The organism is Catonella sp., assembly GCF_052169795.1.
Taxonomy (GTDB): domain Bacteria; phylum Bacillota; class Clostridia; order Lachnospirales; family Lachnospiraceae; genus Catonella.
The window spans coordinates 19,188-39,282 of record NZ_JBQNBU010000018.1 but is presented as its reverse complement, the minus strand read 5'-3'; the positions used below and the strand labels follow the sequence as shown (position 1 = coordinate 39,282).

At 34.3% G+C, this 20,095-nt stretch carries 16 protein-coding genes and 1 other RNA gene; 15 read left to right on the top strand and 2 right to left on the bottom strand.

The genetic code is table 11. The features are described 5' to 3' along the window. The 6 genes from ACTTKP_RS04500 to ssrA form a co-directional block, all read left to right on the top strand. Positions 1–1,274: ABC transporter substrate-binding protein (locus ACTTKP_RS04500; protein ID WP_442552708.1), on the top strand; the 1,274-nt coding region annotated here is incomplete at its 5' end. A gap of 106 nt (positions 1,275–1,380) precedes the next feature. Then, positions 1,381–2,265 carry a carbohydrate ABC transporter permease gene (locus tag ACTTKP_RS04495; protein ID WP_442552707.1) on the top strand — a complete coding sequence of 295 codons (885 nt, stop codon included), beginning with the start codon at positions 1,381–1,383 and terminating at the stop codon, positions 2,263–2,265. Beyond that, on the top strand, positions 2,258–3,064 hold the full coding sequence (locus ACTTKP_RS04490; RefSeq protein ID WP_442552706.1) for a carbohydrate ABC transporter permease: 807 nt from the start codon (positions 2,258–2,260) through the stop codon (positions 3,062–3,064). Before ACTTKP_RS04495 ends, ACTTKP_RS04490 begins: the two co-directional genes overlap by 8 nt. Before the next feature lie 46 nt (positions 3,065–3,110). After that, complete coding sequence (locus ACTTKP_RS04485) at positions 3,111–6,242, top strand: glycoside hydrolase family 2 TIM barrel-domain containing protein (RefSeq protein WP_442552710.1); 3,132 nt, start codon at positions 3,111–3,113, stop codon at positions 6,240–6,242. A gap of 354 nt (positions 6,243–6,596) precedes the next feature. Next, a complete protein-coding gene (locus ACTTKP_RS04480; RefSeq protein WP_442552705.1) occupies positions 6,597–6,812 on the top strand; it encodes a cold-shock protein in 216 nt (71 codons plus the stop codon). Between the two features lie 83 nt (positions 6,813–6,895). After that, positions 6,896–7,231: a transfer-messenger RNA gene (ssrA, locus tag ACTTKP_RS04475) on the top strand. Positions 7,232–7,536: 305 nt separating this feature from the next. Here ssrA and ACTTKP_RS04470 read toward each other — a convergent pair. Next, positions 7,537–9,057: a hypothetical protein gene (locus ACTTKP_RS04470; protein ID WP_442552704.1), complete on the bottom strand. Its 1,521-nt coding sequence runs from the start codon at positions 9,055–9,057 to the stop codon at positions 7,537–7,539. 220 nt (positions 9,058–9,277) lie between these two features. Here ACTTKP_RS04470 and ACTTKP_RS04465 point away from each other — a divergent pair, with 220 nt between their 5' ends. From ACTTKP_RS04465 to ACTTKP_RS04440, 6 genes are all read left to right on the top strand, one after another. After that, complete coding sequence (locus ACTTKP_RS04465) at positions 9,278–9,592, top strand: hypothetical protein (protein ID WP_442552703.1); 315 nt, start codon at positions 9,278–9,280, stop codon at positions 9,590–9,592. A gap of 79 nt (positions 9,593–9,671) precedes the next feature. Continuing rightward, entirely contained in the window at positions 9,672–10,013 is a 342-nt protein-coding gene (locus ACTTKP_RS04460; RefSeq protein ID WP_442552702.1) for a hypothetical protein, read from the top strand. Further along, on the top strand, positions 10,013–10,801 hold the full coding sequence (locus tag ACTTKP_RS04455) for a hypothetical protein (protein ID WP_442552701.1): 789 nt from the start codon (positions 10,013–10,015) through the stop codon (positions 10,799–10,801). The genes ACTTKP_RS04460 and ACTTKP_RS04455 overlap by 1 nt, the downstream gene beginning before the upstream one ends. A 128-nt stretch (positions 10,802–10,929) precedes the next feature. Further along, the gene (locus tag ACTTKP_RS04450; RefSeq protein ID WP_442552700.1) at positions 10,930–11,520 is read left to right on the top strand and encodes a hypothetical protein; all 591 of its coding nucleotides are present in this window, start codon (positions 10,930–10,932) and stop codon (positions 11,518–11,520) included. A 184-nt stretch (positions 11,521–11,704) separates the two neighbouring features. After that, positions 11,705–12,793, top strand: a complete 1,089-nt coding sequence (locus tag ACTTKP_RS04445; protein WP_442552699.1) for a hypothetical protein — start codon at positions 11,705–11,707, stop codon at positions 12,791–12,793. 301 nt (positions 12,794–13,094) lie between these two features. Beyond that, positions 13,095–14,282, top strand: a complete 1,188-nt coding sequence (locus tag ACTTKP_RS04440; RefSeq protein WP_442552698.1) for a tyrosine-type recombinase/integrase — start codon at positions 13,095–13,097, stop codon at positions 14,280–14,282. Between the two features lie 265 nt (positions 14,283–14,547). On the opposite strand, the gene ACTTKP_RS04435 is transcribed toward ACTTKP_RS04440, so the two are convergent. Then, on the bottom strand, positions 14,548–15,687 hold the full coding sequence (locus ACTTKP_RS04435) for a GGDEF domain-containing protein (protein ID WP_442552697.1): 1,140 nt from the start codon (positions 15,685–15,687) through the stop codon (positions 14,548–14,550). Between the two features lie 494 nt (positions 15,688–16,181). Between ACTTKP_RS04435 and ACTTKP_RS04430 the strand changes: the two genes are divergently transcribed. The 3 genes from ACTTKP_RS04430 to ACTTKP_RS04420 all read left to right on the top strand — a co-directional run bounded on the left by ACTTKP_RS04430 (position 16,182) and on the right by ACTTKP_RS04420 (position 20,094). Beyond that, the gene (locus tag ACTTKP_RS04430) at positions 16,182–17,234 is read left to right on the top strand and encodes a polysaccharide biosynthesis protein (protein ID WP_442552696.1); all 1,053 of its coding nucleotides are present in this window, start codon (positions 16,182–16,184) and stop codon (positions 17,232–17,234) included. 68 nt (positions 17,235–17,302) lie between these two features. Further along, positions 17,303–18,511, top strand: coding sequence for a polysaccharide biosynthesis C-terminal domain-containing protein (locus tag ACTTKP_RS04425; RefSeq protein ID WP_442552695.1), 1,209 nt, complete (start codon positions 17,303–17,305; stop codon positions 18,509–18,511). 5 nt (positions 18,512–18,516) lie between these two features. Continuing rightward, positions 18,517–20,094 carry an ATP-binding protein gene (locus ACTTKP_RS04420; protein WP_442552694.1) on the top strand — a complete coding sequence of 526 codons (1,578 nt, stop codon included), beginning with the start codon at positions 18,517–18,519 and terminating at the stop codon, positions 20,092–20,094. The last annotated feature ends 1 nt before the right edge of the window (position 20,095 follow it).

Here is a 20,095-nt window from a genome sequence, read left to right as displayed (position 1 = left end):
CTTCAGCAGGTTCAAAGCCTGCGTCAAGTGCAAAAACCAGTGTTGCAGCAACAGGAAACTTTACTGATAATGGAGGTCATGAGCTTACAGTATGGTGTTGGGATCAGGCATTTAATATTTATGCTATGAAAGAGGCTGAGAAGATATATCAGAAAAAAGATCCACAGTTTAAGTTAAATATTGAAGAAGTTCGTTCTGATGATGTTGAAACAAAGGTTACCACAGCAGCTTCATCGGGGGATCTTAGTACTTTGCCTGATATATTCCTTATGCAGGATAATTCATTCCAGAAATATACAAGTAACTTTAACAATGTATTTTTGGGACTAAACGATTCAGGAATAAATTTTAAAGACTTCGGTGAAGCAAAACAGGCATATTCAACACTTGATGGCGTTCATTACGGAGTGCCTTTTGATAATGGTGCTGTTATTGGCGGTTACAGGATAGATATACTTGAAAAAGCAGGACTTAAAGCAGATGATTTCAAGGACATTACCTGGAGCAAATTTCTTGAACTTGGAAAACAGGTTAAAGAGAAGACCAATACTCCTATGCTTACAGTTACAGCAGGAACAAATGATTTAATAATGATGATGCTCCAGTCAGCAGGTTCTTCTATGTTTAAGGAAGATGGTTCGCTTAATATAGTTGATAATGAAGTACTTAGGAAAGCTCTTGGAATATATCAGGAACTTTATAAGGCAGGAGTCTTGGTTGAAGTTACAGACTGGGATCAGTATATTGCAGCTATACAGAGTGGTTCAACAGCAGCTGTTATAAACGGATGCTGGATTATCGGTTCCATTACTGCTGCAAAGGATCTTTCAGGGAAATGGGCAATTAACAACATGCCTAGGTTTGATGATGTTGAAGGTGCTACCAATTATTCAAATAATGGCGGTTCATCTTGGGCAATTACATCTAAATCCGAGAATCAGAAGCTTGCTATTGATTTCTTAAATACAACTTTTGCAGGAAGCGTAGAACTTTATGAGACAATTCTTCCTTCTGCAGGAGCTCTTACTACATATCTTCCTGCAGGTAACAGTGATGTATACAGTAAGCCACAAGAATTTTTCGGAGGAAAACCGATATATTCACTTATCACAGAATTTGCAGGCAAGATTCCAAGCAATATAACAGGTACTTATTATTATGACGCAAGAAATGCGGTAAGCGTAGGACTTAGCAATGTAATCCAGAAAGGTGCCGATATTGAAGATGAATTAAAAGCGGCACAAGAGACAGTAGAGTTTAATATGGGTGGCTGATGTACAGTCAGATTCTAGAGTAGATTGAAATAGGGTTGCCGTAATAAAGAGATAATATTACTTATTCTTTAATGCGACAACCCTGTTTTAAGAAAGGGGAACTAATATGGAAGGCAAAAAAGGATTAAGTCTTGTTAAAAGACATCTTTTAATTGGCTGGGCATTTATTATTCCGGCAACTCTTCTTATTGTCATTTTCAGCTTTTTTCCTATGTTTCAGGCAATAATACTTTCATTAAAAAAGGGTGTCGGTACTAATCTTAATTGGAACGGAATAGCTAATTATGCAAGAATATTAAAAGATAAGCAATTTATTCAGGCAATATTTAACACGTTATTTTATCTTGTTATTCAGGTGCCTATAATGCTTGGTATAGCTTTAGCACTTGCATCTATTCTAAATAATAAGAGCTTGAGGTTTAAGGGGATTTTCAGAACTATGATTTTCTTACCTTGTGCAACTTCACTGGTATCATATTCAATGATATTCAGGTCAATGTTTGCAAATGACGGCTTTATAAATAATGTACTTGTAAATTTCGGTTTTAACAGAATAGGATGGTTTCAAAATGATTGGATGGCGAGAGCTGTAATTATAATTGCACTTATCTGGAGATGGACAGGTTATAATATGGTTTTCTACCTTGCCGGTTTGCAAAATATCGAATATTCAATATATGAGGCAGCCAAAATTGATGGGGTATCACCTTTTCAATCATTTAGAAGAATAACAGTACCTCTTCTCAGACCGACGATATTGCTTACTGCAATTATGTCTATAAATGGTACATTACAGCTTTTTGATGAATCTGTTAACCTTACAAGCGGTGGACCGGGTATAGCAACTATGACAATGTCGCATTATATTTATAAGACCTCATTTGTAATGAGTCCTAATTTCCCTTATGCAGCGGCACTTTCAGTTGTTATCCTTGTAATGGTGGGTACACTTTCAGTAATTCAGATGAAGGTAGGTGATAAGCGTGACTAAGAAACAGAAGATTTTTGTATATACATTTCTTGTAATAGTTTCACTCCTTTCAATCTTTCCAATTTATTGGATGGCTTGTGCGGCAACCAATACAAGTGTAGATATAATGAGGGGTAAACTGATACCGGGAGGTTATCTTATTGAGAATTTTAAATCTCTGATAGGTAATCAGGATTTGGGAAGAGCTTTTGTAAATTCTGTAAGAAACTCAGTACTGCTTACACTTTTTTCTATGATAATATGTTCTATTGCGGGCTATGGCTTTGAAGTTTATCACCAGAAATCAAAGGATGTACTGTTTACTGTATTGCTTGCAGCTATGATGCTTCCTTTTGTAGCAACAATGATTCCTTTATTTACTATGTTTTCAAAAGCAGGAATGGTCAACTCATGGCTTGCGTTCATGTTGCCCGGATTAGCTACTCCATTTCTTATAATGATGTTTAGGCAGGCAGCAAGAAGTTTTCCTAAGGAAATCATTGAAGCGGCAAGAATGGACGGTTTATCGGAAGTGGGTATATTCTTTACTATGTTTGTACCAACAATGCGTTCAACTTATGGTGCAGCTGTAACGGTAACCTTTATGAGTACATGGAACAGTTATCTGTGGCCAAAGGTAATTTTCCAGAAAAATGAATCTACAACCATGCCTATGCTTGTTGCTAATCTTCTTGGTGCTTACACTGTTGATTATGGTATGCTTATGTTGGGAGTTCTGATAGCAACACTTCCTACAGCTGTAGTATTCTTTATGCTTCAAAAACAGTTTGCAGAAGGTATTACAGGTGCAATTAAATAGCGAATTAATATGAGGAAAAGAGGTATAACAGGTGTTTAATATTGATATGATAAAAGACGTATCCTGCTTCAAAGAAAATGCCCTGCCTGCCAAGGCTTCATTCATTCCTTATGGAAATGAGACTGAAATTGATGAAAGAAAATCGAGCCTTAGGGTTTCTTTGGACGGTCTTTGGAAGTTTGCTTATGCAAAAAACTATAATCTTGCAGTAAAAGACTTTTATAAAAAAGAATATTGTACCGGCAGCTGGGATAGTATAACTGTGCCTGCCAATATGCAGATGGAAGGCTACGACATACCCCAATATGCCAATGTGCAGTATCCTTGGGATGGAGTAGAGGCCGTATCCCATACAGAAGTCCCTGAGGAATTTAACCCTGTGGGTATGTATGTGAAAATGTTAAATATTTCAGACAAGGCACTAGATAAGGACATCATCATTACCTTTGAAGGTGTGGAAAGTGCCTTTGCTCTCTGGGTAAATGGTGAATATGTGGGTTATGCAGGGGACAGCTTTACTGCCACGAGCTTTGATATAACTCAGTTTATTCAGACAGGACTTAATAAAGCTGCAGTTATGGTCTTTAAATGGAATATAGGAAGCTGGTGTGAGGATCAGGATTTCTTTAGATTTTCAGGTATATACAGAAGTGTGTATGTAGATGTGCTTCCAAAAACAAGAATAAATGATTTTACAGTAAAAACTATTTTAGATGAAACATTTAATAATGCCGAGCTTAAGATAGAAGGCTTATTGCAGGGGAAAGGTAGATTAGTTACCGAACTTTCATATAAAGGCGAAAGTATATTAACTGATGAGAAGGATATTTCTGAAAAAATAAACTTAAGTTTTGCGATAAAAGAGCCTAAACTTTGGAGTGCAGAAAAGCCTGAGTTATATAAGCTTACATTTAAAATTTTTGATGAAAACGGAAATTTAACAGAAGTTGTAAGTGAAAGAATTGGTTTTAGGAAAATAGAGATTAAAGATAAGATAATGCTCCTCAATGGTAAGAGAGTGGTATTTAACGGAGTAAACAGGCATGATTTCAGCTCCGTATATGGAAGGGCTATAACAAGGGAAGAAATCGAAACAGATATTATCACAATGAAACGTAATAATATAAATGCGGTAAGAACCAGCCATTATCCAAATACAGAGTATCTCTATGAGCTTTGCGATGAATACGGACTTTATGTGATAGCCGAGAACAATATGGAAACACATGGAACGTGGGATGCAAGAGGAGCACATGGAGAAGACTATTCACTTCCAAAAGACCATATGGAATGGGAGCCGATGCTCTTAGACAGGGTTACATCTACATATCACAGGGATAAAAATCGTGCAAGTGTGATTATCTGGTCACTTGGAAATGAGTCTTTTGGCGGTAAGGTTATTTACAGTATGGCAGAGCTTTTTAGAAAGCTTGATGATACAAGGCTTGTGCATTATGAAGGGGTATTTCACGATAGAAGTTACGATGCAAGTACTGATATAGAAAGCCGTATGTATCCGCCTGTGACTGAAATCAGAGAGTATTTGAGAAAATTTCCCGATAAGCCTTTCATCCTCTGTGAATATACCCATGCTATGGGTAATTCAAACGGAGCTATGCACAAGTATGTAGAATACACAGAAGAAGAACCAAGGGCTCAAGGCGGATTTATCTGGGACTATATAGACCAGTCCATTTATAAAAAGGACAGATACGGTATAGAATTTCAAGCCTATGGCGGAGATTTTGGCGACAGACCTAATGACGGCAATTTTAGTGGAAACGGTATAGCTATAGGGTCTGAGAGGGCAGAATCCCCAAAGATGCAAGAGGTTAAGTTTAATTATCAGGGAATTAAGCTTTTTGTAGGTGAAGGAAAGGTAAGAATAAAGAACAAGTATCTTTTTACCAATACTTCTGAATTTGATATATATGAAATTCTCTACAGGGACGGAAAAGAGTATGCAAAAGAAATGTTTTCTACAGATGTAGAACCATTATCTGAAAAAGTATATGACCTGCCTATAGTTTTGCCTGAATTTGAAGGAGAATTTGTAGCAGAAGTTTCCGTAAGGCTTAAAAAGTGCACGAATTATGCGAAGAAGGGACATGAAATTGCTTTTGGACAGGCAGTAGTTAAAAAAGCTGAAACAGAGTATTTTAAGAAAATATCTCAGGGAAATGAGAAATATGATTATATGTATGCTTCCTCTATGGAAAATGCAGAATTAAAGCCTTACTCAGGAAAGCTTGAGTTTATACCGGGAGATTATAATATAGGGGTTAAAGGTGAATATTTCTCCGTATTATTTTCTAAAATGTATGGTGGGCTTGTAAGCTATAAGGTAAGAGGTGTAGAGCTTATTAAGAGCCAGCCTCGTCCTAATTTCTGGCGTGCTCCTATAGATAATGACAGAGGCTTCGGTATGCAGATGGAGTACGGAAAATGGAAATTAGCCGGAGATTATTCCAGATGTATATATGTAAAGGTAAATGATAACAGCAATAAGACAGAGACAGAAAGATATGTTGAGGTAGTATATACCTATGTGCTTGGAATGGCAGGAATGGGTGAGTGTCTGGTAAGCTATAAGGTATTTGAAGACGGATTTGTAAAAACTACTCTCAGCTATGAGACAAAAGAAGAAAACTTTGATATGCCTGAGTTTGGAATGATGTTTAAGACGGATGCTGATTTAGACCATCTTACCTGGTATGGAGCAGGCTTTTCGGAAACCTATGAGGATAGGAGGAGTGGAGCAAAGATAGGGCTTTTCAGCAATAAGGTGGAGGATAATTTAGCACCATATCTTGTGCCTCAGGAGTGTGGGCATAAGGTAAATGTAAGATTTGCCAAGGTCACAGACAGAAGGGGAAGAGGGCTTCTCTTTGTAAGTGAGAAGCAGGATGACCCTACATTAGGTGAGAGCAAAGCAGCAAATAATGCTGTAGTTACAGACCGCTATATGGGATTTTCCGTCCTGCCGTATACTCCTAACCAGCTTGAAGAAGCAACACATCCAAATGAACTGCCCAAAACTCATTTCACGGTTATCAGAACTGATTTGATGCAGATGGGCATAGGTGGCGACGATAGCTGGGGAGCAAAACCACATAATGAATATCATATCAAAAATAATCAGAAACTTGAATTTAAATTTTGGTTTAAGGGAATTTAGACTAAATGTTATGGTTATAATTACACAGAATTTGATAATGTGTGGTTAATGGATGATATTAGATATCTTTGTGTAGTTAATTGCAATGATTAGTCACCATTTTAAGTTATATTAGAAATGATTATAATAATCATTAGTTATTAATGTCGTGAAAAGCCACGCAAAATATTAATCTATTTGACTTTTTGTGAATTGTATGATAACATTATATAGTATTCTTGAAGTTTAAAGAAGTCGAACTTAAATTTTTGTGTTTGTTCGTTAGCTCGCAGCACTACTAAAAGGTACCTGCTCTAAAGCTCTTTAACTGGAAGATTACGCAACTAATATTTTTATTTACAGGAGGATACCTAAATGAACACAGGAGTAGTTAAGTGGTTCAATTCAGAGAAGGGCTACGGATTTATTACCAATGATAACGGCGGAGATGATGTATTTGTACATTTTTCTGCTATCAATGTAGAAGGTTTCAAGACTCTCGCTGAAGGCCAGAGAGTTACATTTGAGACAGAGACAGATCCTAAGAATTCAAGCAAGCTTAGAGCAGTTAATGTTTCTATAGCTGAATAATTAAATGCTAATTCTGGACCGTAGTCTTACATGGCTACGGTCTCTTTAATTATGAGAAAATTCATTTAGAATTTTTATATTCCGGGGTTGTACCGGTTTCGACGGGAATTTTGAAGTTGGAGAAGCAAGCCGCAGGAATGCGTTAAATCCAAAATTAAATACAAACGCTGAAGATAATTTAGCATACGCTGCCTAATGGCAGCTGTCTTACCTGTTATACCTGCATAGCAGACTAAGGCATCGAATAAGCAGGAAACGACATAGTCAGTGGCTCGTGGCTATGGGCGTATTAGAGTCTACTAAAGTCAGAATTGTGCTGATTCAAGCCTGATGGAGGGAATGTCAAACAATTAGCTAAGCTTGTAGAAGTACAATGGATGGGTTTTCGGACAGGGGTTCGACTCCCCTCAGCTCCATTACTAAGAAACCTAAGAAATGCAGTGTTTTCAAGGGTTTCAGGGAATTTGGGAAATGTGAAAGAGGTCGTTTTAGACCGAAAAAGACCAGTTTGAACCATACTAATTGGGGTATAATTGGGGTATGAAAAACGAACAATGTAGGAGTGTATTGTTAACTAAAGAAGTAGTTTGAAGCCTGTCAAGCCCTTTACCGAAGGCACTCGGAGAGTGGGGCTTTATAGGCTGTATTTTTCTAGTAATATAATTAAAAGAGGGATATTTCAATTCATAGAATTGGGATATCCCTTAATAATATATGGTTACTTTTATTTGCAGTAAATTTTTAACATAGAAAAAAAATCTTCAAACCATTCTTTATTTTCATTTTCTATTATTGGCAGACAATACAAAAAATTCCATTTTTTATCAGTTAGCTCATCAAAACGTATTGTTGCTAATTTTTCTAGATGTTCACCAGACAGATGTATTGTGTTTACAAGGTCTTTCAAATCATCAAGAGAAATATTGATATTAACATGAGACTGTGTTTTCTCATTATTAAATTTGCTCATAAATATATCTATAAAATTATTTGAAATTGAGTCTGGCATTTTTACTAAAGATTCGATTATATACCATAAGTGGTCAAAATTATTACTCGTTCTAATGTTAGATACAAAAGCATAATATTTATTAATATCACTATTAGTACATTGTAAATTATTATAAACACTGTGTGCAATTTCAGATATTTCATTATCAATTATTTGAAGTTCAGATTGTAAAACTTCAAATGCTATTTTAGGTAATAAACTGTGATATTCTACCAGTACTTGTTTTTTACAGTTTTCTAAATTATTTAAATAAGAAGTCCATTTTTCACACAATGTTTTTAGGGATTTATACTCTATCTCTTGGTCAAAAAATAGGGTGGATATTTCTTTTAATAATTTGGTATTTTGCGTATAATTAATGTTATTTTTAAGGAAAGTTACTATATTTTCTAATGTTTTTATACACTCATTTAAAGGTTTATGTATTCTTTTATATGTAGCATTTATATATGAAGTAAAAATAATTTGATACTTTATTTCGTTACTAAATGGTATGTAGCTAGTAATGTGTTTTTTAAGAAAATCTAATGCCAAGTTAAAATTATCTGTGTTTATTTTTTTATTACCTTCCGTTGATAAATCGGTATTATTTTTTATAAGGATATTATCTAATTGTTCTGAAAGCTCTTCATTTAAAATATTAAAAGGAATGCTTTTATTGTGAGCAAAAGCTAAAATTAAAGCTAAATTACATAATACTACATCATCTGATACTCTTGGGCTTAGATTATCTTTAAGAGTATATGTTAAAGGATTTCCTATAATATCTTCTTGAAAAAAATTCTTAATGTTTTGTTCTTGTCTAACTGAAAATCCCACACTTTTTTCTAAGAATTTGAAATTATCCTCAAATTTAATAGTTATAGTATTGTCATTTAGTGATTGAAAATGTTTGGGTAATCTTTCAAGAGAATATTTGACATTGTTCCATGTTTTAACAAATTTTTCGTCTTCAATTGTATAAGGTTGTTTCAAATCAATATTTTGAAGTTTGAAAGCTGATTTGCTTGCTAACTTTGTTTCTAATTCTTTGAGTATATTAAATATATCACTATAAGTTTTATCCCATTTAGAGAATATATCATCTATGTATTCTGAACCAAAAGTCTCTTGTGCTAAAACTGCATAGAGTAGTTCTTTAATTGTGGGGTTAGTATCTTTAGTCAGAATATTTGAGAATGTATTTTCCCAAATGTTGGCTCGACTGATATTATGTTGTGATTTTCTACCCATTGTAAAAATCCTCCTTGCAACTCGAATTAATTTTTTAAATATCATTTTTTATATCATTTTTTCTTCTAGTAGCAACAACTTTTCTTTCATATTATACTAACCACATCAAGTAGAAAAGTTAGAACTTAGTCGACAGTTCATATTATAGCTTAATCTTGGTGAGAAGTGAATTACTAAACTGTACGGTTTAAAAATTAAATTAATAATAAAGGAGTTTATAATGAAAAGATTTATTGATTTTCTAGAAAAAAATATAGATTCTACTCTAAGTGATGGGGAAGGCTACTGGCTACAAGTATATTCAGATGGCAAGAATGGAAATATCACAAGAGGTAGAAATGTATTAGTAAGATTTCAACTAAGAGAGAAAAACATATATTTTTATTTTGCAAAATATGATAGACCTAATGAGTTTGACTATGAAGGATATCCTCTGCCATTAGTAAGCAATGTGGATGAAATAAAAAACTTGAAACACAAAGACTCTGAAACATTATGTGAAGTTATCAAGAGATTTATTGCTGATAACAATTAAAGTTTATTAACAAAGGTAAGTTAATGGATTAAGTAAAAATTTCATTAACTTACCACCATTAAAAATAAGGAGTTTAATTATGAGTATAATAACAAGTGTAGTTTTAACAGCAGTACAAATTAGCGGTGATGAAAACGGGGAGTGTGTACTTCTAAGCGTATCTCCATTAGAAGAATATGTTGATGGAAAGCCTAGTGGAAAAGTAGTAGGTCAAAAGTATCATATAGTATGCCCTAATAATAAATATGAGAAATTTATTGTAAAGATAAAGGGTAAGCAAATGATTACTAATGACCAGATACAGCAGGCAGGTGGACAAGTTAGGGTTATCTTTGATAATCTAACTGGAAAGTTTTATAGAACTAATAGCGGTGAATATGCCCTTAGTTGTAATGCGGATAGTGCGGAGGTGATAAAATAATGTGGTTCTTAGAATGGTTGCTTGGTATTATTACTTTTCCAATAACTTGGTTTTGGAACTCTTATAAGCGATTAAAAGAAACCAGAGATGTAAAAAGGCTAATTATATTTTTTGTACTATCCCTAAGCGGCTTTGCTATATTGGCAGGTGCTTTACTATGGCTTATATTATGGTTAATTACTTTCCATATAGAGGTGATAGTGATAATTAGTGTTGTATGTTGGCTGTTTGCTTATGTAAAAGCAAAAATGGACAAACCAACAGAAGAAGAACCAACCATATCACAAGAATTGCTGGAATTAGAGGAACAGGCTATTAAGGCATATCCAACAATGAGAAATATAATCTATCAGACTTTAAAAAGCTGTGCTGAAAATATAGGTGGAATAGTGCCTAGAGTTTTGGCAGATATAGAAGTTTTGGAAAGTCATTATGTTATTTCTCAAAATATATGTTTCTACCAGTTTAGACTGGAAAAAACTGATATAAGAACCAGATACCAGAAAGAAGAAATTACTGAATTTATAAGTATTCTTCAAGCTGAAATCAATAGAAAAATTCAAAATAAAGACTTTCCGACATTAGCTATGGAGAAGTTCATAGACTCATACGGTAATATATATGACGCTGTATATATTGATGTAATTGAAGATATGGACAGAAACTTCCTAATACAATCTGTCTTTTATAGTCCTCAATATGCTGAATATCTAAGACAAAAGAAGATGGTACAGCAGGAAAGTAAGACAGTATCTAATATTCCTGACGCTAAATGGAAGTATAAATAATGCGTTGGGGGTATAGTAAAGGGAGTGAGAGGAGCAATCCTTTCCCCCTAGACTTAAAAATCAGTAGTTATTGCCATGCTCTTATAACTGGTGCTAGCAACTCTGGAAAAAGTTATGCACTATTATATTTGTTAGGGTGCTTACTTCAAGATGATTCTAAGATAGTTGTTTACTTCTGCGACTTTAAGAACTCAAAAGACTTTGAATTTTTGAATGGCTATGAACACTATTATAAGGGAAATGAATGTTATGATGGTGTGATGGAATATTATAATAGCTTTTGCAATGCAAGAGAGCAGAGAGATGAAAACAGAAGGCATATTTTGATTTTTGACGAATATCCAGCTTGTATCAACTATTTTACAACTAAGGATAAACAGGAAAAGACAAAGAAAGCAACTGATATTATAAGTGTGGTATCAGAAGTTCTAATGCTTGGGCGTGGCATATCTTATGGTGTATGGATTGTTACACAGAGAGCAGACGCAAGTTTATTTGCAAATGGGGCTAGGGATAACTTTATGATAATTGTCGGACTTGGAAGAATGAGTAAGGAACAAAAAGGTATGGTATTTGCTGGGGAAGAAGTACCGCTAAAGATTTATCATCAAGGAGAAGGCTGTATATTGGCGGATGGTTATCCATTGATGGAAATATATTATCCTAGGATTACTAATGTAGTAGATTGGAAAAAGCATATAAAAGAAATATTGAAATGATATGCTTGAATTACAATCTCCCCTGCCCTTGCTCTCCGCAAGGAGAGCAAGGGCAGGGGAATTAAAAGTGAGTTGCCAGTATTACCAACTCACTAAGGTAACTGTAAAAATACTATACAAAGCCTTTAATAATAAGGAAAATTTGTTACACAATATATTGTAACAAAGAAAGGAACTGTAAAAAGTGGGAAGATTTTCTAAGGATTATAAAGCTAGGGCTTGGATAGGAACTTTCCATATTGCTAATATGGAGAAAGGGGGGTTAAAAGAAGAAGATTATAAAGAGCCTAGTAAACTGGCTGATTTCATAACAACTAAATGGGAACAGAGCGGAAAAGGCAGAGTATGCGGTGTATCTGTATGTATTAGTGAAAGTGGCTGCTATCATGCACATATGGCACTATACGGAAATTTGAGTACACTCGGTAATGTTAGTAAGGTAATGTGTGACGCTCATATTGAGCCACAAATGGGTGGAAAGAAAGAATTAAAAGGCTATCTGTTAAAAGAACCGCCTTATGATGAAAAAGGTGAAAAAGTCTTATATACAATAGGAATTGAACATATACAAGACAATAAAAGAAAAAGAAGTGATTTAGATGATATAGCAGATTTAATAGATAAAGGCTATACACCTAATGAAATAATGGAAAACTTTAAATATCGCAGATATGAAAAAATGATAAAATCAGCATATATCGATAAAAGAATAAAAGATACACCTATAATAAAAGATATGCACAATGAATGGCATGTAGGACAGAGCGGAAGTGGCAAAACTTTTTATTATACTAAGCTATGTGAAAAATATTCTAAAGAAAAAGTATATATGGCTACAGATTTTGAAAATGGGGGCTTTGACTTTTATATAGAGCAGGGAGCACCGCCCATAATATTTATGGATGAATTTAAAGGTAATATGAGATTTAGCCAGCTCTTAACTATACTGGATAAGTATAGTAGAACTCAAATTCATTGCAGATATACAAACACTTATTGTTTGTGGAACTCCTGTATAATAACTTCTATATTTCCGCCAGATGAAGTTTATTCTATGATGGTTGATGATGATAAGAAAAGCAGAGATAAAATAGAACAGCTATTAAGGAGATTAGATTTAATAGTATTTCATTATATTGAAGATGGTGAGTATAAGACCTATTCTATACCAGCAAGTGAATATATAAACTATGAGGATTTGAAAAGAAGGGCGTTAGCAGACAAAGAAGGGTTTATAAAGGTTTTGGATAGTGATATATTACCATTTGAATAGATTATTAAGCACGAAAAGAAAGGAGAGATATATATAGAAGAAAAGGTAATAAGACAGTCTGATTTATATGATATTCTACCTTTTGGTAAGACGAAGATAAAACAACTTATAAAGTCGGGAGAGCTACCACTAGTTAAGGTAGGAAAAGACTATATAACTACATATCATTTACTTGAAAAGTGGATAGAAAAGCATATAGGGGAAGAAATATATTTCTAAATGTAGTAATGTAAGGGTTTATGTGATATAATTATCTAATAGTTACATAAATCCTACATTGTTCTTTATTTAGGAGGATAAATTGAACAGTGTAACAAGTATAATTAGTAGTATGACTATTAGACAGAGAAAGAATGGACTTTATGAGGGTAGGATTTCTAATGATGGAATTAGAAAGAGTTTTTACGGATATACCAAAGCTGAAATAAAAAACAAAGCTAAATCTTACTTGATGAAGGTTGAAAATGGTTTCTCTGAACCTAAAAAAATTCTGCTAAGTGACTACATTGAATATTGGCTAAAAACTTATAAACTGAATAAGATAGAACCACCATCATATTATAGGCTTTATTCTGTATATGAACATCAGTTAAAAGATACAATAGGGCTAAAAATGATGGGAGATATTAAAGCAAGAGACATACAAAACTTTATAGACGAGATGGCTAATCCATCAAACGGTAAAATAAAACCTCTTGCTATATCTGGTTTAAAGAAGATTATTCAGTTATTAAATCCTTGTTTTAAAACTGCAATACAAGAGGGTATATTATTCTTAAACCCTTGTGATGGTGTTACCTTACCAAAAGAAAGTTGTATTAAGACACCTACAAAAAAACAAATCTCTTTATCAGATGACGAAATTGAAAAATTTAAGGAGGTTGCATTAGAGAAGTATAAGTCAACTGCGGAATATTGCAGTAGAGATTTTTTAGTACTTCTCCTTATAGTCAATTTGGGGTTAAGAGTTGGAGAGATGTTGGCTCTTAGTTGGAGTGATATAGACTTTGAAAACCATATAGTTTATATAAATAAAACTCTTCAATCGGATATTAGAAATTTTGAAGCAAAAGAGGGAGAGAAGAAACTATATAGCAGAATAAAAAACTCAACTAAGACAAATGCAGGAATGAGGGTTATTAGTTTAAATGATTCAGTAATGTCATACTTAGAAGAATTAAGGGCGTATGATAAGCGAAATAATATTGTTTCTGATTATGTTGCTTGTACTACGGCAGGAACATTGAACAGAGCAAGAAACTTACAGAGAAGTTTAGAAAGATTATTAAAAAAAGCTAACATTGATAAAAAAGTATCATTGCATACATTAAGGCATACTTTTGGCTCGTATCTTCTTAGAAAAGGTGTAGGAATTGAAGTTATAAGTAAACTGATGGGACACGCAAGAATAACAGTTACATATAACAAATATATTCACACTATCAAGGAAGAAGAAGCCAAAGCAATGAATATGATAAGGATATGTTAAGCTGGGGTATAGGTGGGGTATTTCAAAGGTTTTCAATTAAAGAATGCGATAAAATCAGGGTTTTTAAGGCTAAAATCTATTGTCGACTCCCCTCAGCTCCATTAGATTGTGTATATCCGAACTCTGTATCAGATACTTTGTTCTTTGTAAAACATTGTTTTGGATATATATTGTATAAGTATGATTAAAGTAATAATAGTTGAACCCCGGAGAGAAAGATGTTCTTTTCTTTCCGGGGTTCGTGTTATGATATGATTTTTGCAAGTTAATTTCTAGTCTTTCTTCTACTTAGTTCCTGATGGGTACTGTAGTATGCTTTTTTATCAATATACATATTGGTATCCAGTTTATGTATAAACTCATCAAAACTTTCAAGTTCGGGGTCATACTCGCCAAGACCGAAGGAGAGGGATAAATTATAATCTCTATTTGGCAAAGAATTTATCTTACTCAGTTCTGTGATTATTTTTTCTTTAAGCTGTAACAAGCACTCGATTCCTTTGTTTTCTGTAAAAATGATAAACTCATCACCTGCGTAGCGTATGGCATAATCATGGTCTTCTATTGATTCATATAAAATAGCAGCAACTTCTATAAGGGCATGATCGCCTGCATTGTGTCCACAGGTATCATTTATATATTTAAATTGGTTGATATCAAGCATTATTCCGCCATGCATAGAAGTGTAAAGTTTGGAACTAAAAAGGTAAGCACGATTTAAAAGACCGGTGAGTCTGTCTATATAAGCATTTTCTTTCTGTATACTCATAAAGGTATTACATAGACCTACGGCGACACTGACCCAGCCGGTAGTGAGCCCGTAGAATAAAGTTTGAGCAAGATAGCCTGTAAGAACCGGAAATAAAAATACTCCGACAGGAAAGAAATTTACATATTTTTTATGTCTGAAAGTAATATGAATATATGCACTGTATAGTATGTAGCATATGGAGATAAAAGAAAATACATAGGCTAGAGGAGTGCGTCTATAAATATTATCATCACCTATTGTAAAAACCAAAGGTATGAATAGATTAATTAGGGTAATTGATGACATTATTATTGCGGGAATAGAGAGAAGTTTAACCTTTCTTTTGGTCTTAGCGGTTTCACCGTAAAGATGAAAAATAATAAAAGAATTCCAGAGAAGACAGATAGAAATAGTGGCAAGGAAGGTGATGGTATTACCAAGTAAGTTTGCAATACGAAATGTTGCACCCGGTTTTCCATCTGAAACAAAAATTACGACATCAAAAAAGCAGGCAATGGCTACTATTATTAGCATATACCTAAGCATATTGTAATCAGCCTTCTCGTTCTTTAAGATTGAAGCATTGCAGATTATTATAGACAGTACAAGAGCTATACCTACTGCACTTGCGACATACACATGCATAATATTCATAAATCATACCCATTATTATATATTGGGATAATTATTACATATATACGGTACAAATTCAATATGGGAAAGTGCTCAAATATATGTCTTGTAACCGTCAAAAAATAGGGATTTATTGAAAAAATAAGCTGTTTGTGCTAGAATAACCCGTGGAGAGTATCTGTGACAAAAAGGGAAACTCCCTAAATATAAAACCGATAACCGAAAATCGGAAATATACGAAGGGAGGTGGTGTTGATGACTGCTTATGAAATCATCATGATTCTCATAGGGATAATAGCTTTGCTAATATCCTTTGGCGGTTTTCTAATCGCCATTCTTACTTATCTTAGTAAGAGAAAGTAAGTTACCAGCTTGTCGCAAGCAAGCTGAGTAGTCTGTAAAAAGATTAATCATGCTTGGGGAGTATTCATTTTGAAATGGATACTCTCCTCTCCATAAATATAGCATATTATAAATTTATTTTCAAGATACAGTATTTCAGAAAGGCAGATATCATGGGTATATTTACAGGAAAAACTTTACTTATAACAGGTGGAACAGGCTCCTTTGGACATGCGGTAATGGATAGATTTCTCTCTACCGATATAGGCGAAATAAGAATATTTTCAAGAGATGAAAAGAAACAGGATGATATGAGGCATGAGTATCAGGCGAAAATGCCTGAAGTTGCTGAGAAAATCAAATTTTACATCGGAGATGTAAGAGATATAAATTCAGTGAAAAATGCTATGAATGATGTAGATTATATCTTTCATGCAGCGGCACTTAAGCAGGTTCCTTCCTGTGAATTTTTCCCTATAGAAGCGGTTAAAACAAATGTGTTGGGAACAGAGAATGTGCTTAATGCGGCTATAGAAGCAGGTGTTAAGAGTATAATATGTCTTTCAACAGACAAGGCAGCTTATCCTGTAAATGCAATGGGTACAAGCAAGGCTATGATGGAAAAGGTTATAGTAGCCAAGTCCCGTACGGTAGAGCAGTCAAAAACAAAAATCTGTTGTACCAGATATGGTAATGTAATGTGTTCGAGAGGCTCGGTTATTCCACTTTGGATAGACCAGATACGAGCAGGAAATCCGATTACTGTTACAGAGCCTTCTATGACAAGATTTATTATGTCGCTTGAAGAGGCAGTTGATTTGGTGCTTTTTGCATTTGAAAACGGGGAAACAGGAGATATCCTTGTACAAAAGGCTCCGGCTTGTACAATAAAGGTACAGGCAGAAGCAGTTTGTGATTTATTTAACGGGGATAAAGCTGCGATTAGACAGATAGGAATAAGGCATGGTGAAAAGATGTATGAGACTTTACTTACCAATGAGGAGTGCGAGAGGGCTATAGACCTAGGTAAATTTTACAGAGTGCCATGCGACAGCAGAAATCTTAACTATGATAAATATTTCACAGAAGGAAACACTGAGAGAGCAAAACTAACAGAGTTTAACTCAAATAACACAGAGCTTCTTGATGTCGAAGCAGTAAAGGTTAAGCTTATGGAACTTAGCTACATAAGAGAAGAACTTGAGAAGAACGGAGTAAATAGCTAACTTAGGTTTGTTATAGTATTTATATAAATAGAAGTTTAAAAGGCATAGAATAGGATTAGATAAATAATATGAATATATTGGTTACAGGTGCTAAAGGCTTCGTAGGCAGAAATCTGGTTGAAAATCTTAAGTGCATAAAAGATGGTAAAAATACTACAAGACCTGAACTTAAGATTGATGAAATCTTTGAATATGACTTAGAATCAACCAAAGAACAGCTCTTTTACTTTTGTGAGAGGGCTGACTTTGTATTTAATCTGGCAGGAGTAAACCGCCCTCTTGATGTTTCCGAGTTTATGGAGGGGAATTTTGGTTTTGCTACAGATTTATTAAATGAGTTGAAAAAGCATAAAAATACCTGTCCTGTAATGCTTGCCTCCTCTGTGCAGGCTACTCTTACCGGAAGATTTCAAAATTCCGAATATGGTAAATCAAAGCTTGCCGGAGAGGAGCTTTTCTTTAACTATGGTAAGGATACAGGAGCAAAGGTGCTTGTATATAGGTTTCCTAATTTATTCGGTAAATGGTGCAGACCTAATTATAACTCGGCAGTAGCTACATTTTGCTATAATACAGCCAATGATTTGCCATTACAGATAAATGACAGAAATACGGAACTTGAACTTTTGTATATAGATGACCTGATGGAAGGGCTTTTGGATGCACTTGAGAACAAGGAGAAATACTGCGAATATGAGGGAGTAGAGGCGGTAGCAAAAGAAAATGGGAAGTATGCCTATATTCCTGTTACTCATAAAGAAACCCTAGGAAACATAGTAGATACATTAGAAAGCTTTAAGAAACAGCCGGAAACCTTGATTATGCCTGAAATCCCAATAGGAAGCTTTGCAAAGAAGCTGTATTCAACATATTTATCTTATTTACCAAAAGAAAAAGTAAGTTTTCCGCTTAAGATGAATACAGACAACAGGGGAAGCTTTACAGAGCTGTTAAAGACCACTTCCTGTGGACAGTTTTCAGTAAATATAAGCAAGCCCGGTATAACAAAGGGAGAGCACTGGCACAATACCAAATGGGAGTTTTTCATAGTTGTTTCGGGTAAGGCTCTTATACAGGAGAGAAAGATAGGAACTGATGAGATATTGGAGTTTTATGTAAGCGGTGAGAAAATAGAGGCTGTACATATGCTTCCAGGCTACACCCATAATATTATAAATTTGTCTGATACAGAGGACTTGATTACTCTTATGTGGGCAAATGAAAGCTTTGACAAAAACAGACCGGATACTTTCTCAGAGAAGGTAGAGAGGAAATAAAGCTGATGACGATAGATGAAGTTCTGGCATTTGAAGAAATGCAGATTTTTGAAAGAAAAAGTATAAATGTAGATGCTAAAGCGTTGGCTATTTCCCTTGTTGCATTTGCCAATGCTGATGGAGGGATTGTTGCTATTGGCATATCTGACAAGACAAAGAGAATAGAAGGAATCGACTTTGAGACAGAAAAACTGAATGAACTTTTGAGAGTTTCTTTTGATTATTGTCATCCAACTATTTCTGTAATGCTTGAAAAAGTTCCCTGCATTGATTACAAAGGCAGAAAAAATCATATTATGCTTATGAAGGTAGATGCAAGCCCTCAAGTGCATTCCAATCAGGCTGATGAGGCATATTTCAGAGTAGGAGATAAGTCCAAGATTTTAAGATTTGAGGAGAGACTTCAACTCACATACGATAAGGGAGAGAGGCATTTTGAAGATAAGCCTGTTCCGGAAGCGGAAATATCTGATATTGATTTAAGTTTGGTTAAAGAATACACAGAAAAAATTGGATACAATAAATCTCCTATGGAATATTTAAAGCAAAATAAGGGCTTCGTCAAAGAAAAAGACGGCAAACTTCAGATAAGCAGTGCTGCAATTCTTCTATTTGGTAAAAATCCACAGGACTTTTTTCCTCGTGCAAGAGTAAGGTTTATAAGGTATGAAGGTACTGAAGAAAAAGTTGGCAGAGAAATGAATGTCATAAAAGACGTGATATTTGAAGGTACTATATTAAAAATGATACAGGATTCAGTAAAATTTCTTAGGACACAGACTAAAGAAAGAACTTATCTTGGAAGTGATGGAAGATTTGTAAATGAGGAGGAATATCCCAAATTTGTCCAGCAGGAGATAATAGTAAATGCTGTTACACATCGTTCATATAATATAATGGGTACAGATATACAGATAAAGATGTTTGATGACCACATATCGGTAGAAAGCCCTGGGAGACTGCCTGGGGTAGTTAAGGTGGACAATATCTGGCATACACATTTTTCCAGAAATCCTAAAATTGCAGAGTATCTGAAAGCTTATGAGTATGTGAAGGAATATGGAGAGGGAGTGCCCCGTATGTCCAAGGAACTTGAAGATGTAGGACTTAACAGACCACAGTATTATATGGACGCTTTTATGCTTAAAACGGTAGTATACAATAATTTCGTAGATTTACAAAATGAGCGTTTAAAAGAGAAAAGAATAACGATTGACAGGAAAAATGAACGGTTAAAAGATAAAAAAACAACGATTGACAGGAAAAATGAACGGTTAAAAGATAAAAAAACAATAATCAGCAAGAAAAATGAACGATTGAAAGAAAAATGGATGATAGCCAAAGTTGAAGAAGCTTATAATAAAGGAAATATTACTGCGACAGTATATAATAATGTATTAAAAATATTGATGGAATTTAAAGACACAGATATTATTGGTAGGAAAGAAGTCAGAGAAAAACTTGGGTATAGCGACTCAAAAGCAGCAAGGATTATTGAAAAAATGCTGAGATTAGGTCTTCTGAATGTGCTTCATAAAGCAGGTAAGGGAAAATATAGACTTAAAAATGAAAACGAGGAATAAT

Bases quoted from the DNA above. Each gene is read 5' to 3' on its own strand.
- ACTTKP_RS04495 (WP_442552707.1), top strand. From the start codon at position 1,381: ATGGAAGGCAAAAAAGGATTAAGTCTTGTTAAAAGACATCTTTTAATT.
- ACTTKP_RS04485 (WP_442552710.1), top strand. From the start codon at position 3,111: ATGATAAAAGACGTATCCTGCTTCAAAGAAAATGCCCTGCCTGCCAAG.
- ACTTKP_RS04480 (WP_442552705.1), top strand. From the start codon at position 6,597: ATGAACACAGGAGTAGTTAAGTGGTTCAATTCAGAGAAGGGCTACGGA.
- ACTTKP_RS04470 (WP_442552704.1), bottom strand. From the start codon at position 9,057: ATGGGTAGAAAATCACAACATAATATCAGTCGAGCCAACATTTGGGAA.
- ACTTKP_RS04465 (WP_442552703.1), top strand. From the start codon at position 9,278: ATGAAAAGATTTATTGATTTTCTAGAAAAAAATATAGATTCTACTCTA.
- ACTTKP_RS04460 (WP_442552702.1), top strand. From the start codon at position 9,672: ATGAGTATAATAACAAGTGTAGTTTTAACAGCAGTACAAATTAGCGGT.
- ACTTKP_RS04455 (WP_442552701.1), top strand. From the start codon at position 10,013: ATGTGGTTCTTAGAATGGTTGCTTGGTATTATTACTTTTCCAATAACT.
- ACTTKP_RS04435 (WP_442552697.1), bottom strand. From the start codon at position 15,687: ATGAATATTATGCATGTGTATGTCGCAAGTGCAGTAGGTATAGCTCTT.
- ACTTKP_RS04430 (WP_442552696.1), top strand. From the start codon at position 16,182: ATGGGTATATTTACAGGAAAAACTTTACTTATAACAGGTGGAACAGGC.
- ACTTKP_RS04425 (WP_442552695.1), top strand. From the start codon at position 17,303: ATGAATATATTGGTTACAGGTGCTAAAGGCTTCGTAGGCAGAAATCTG.
- ACTTKP_RS04420 (WP_442552694.1), top strand. From the start codon at position 18,517: ATGACGATAGATGAAGTTCTGGCATTTGAAGAAATGCAGATTTTTGAA.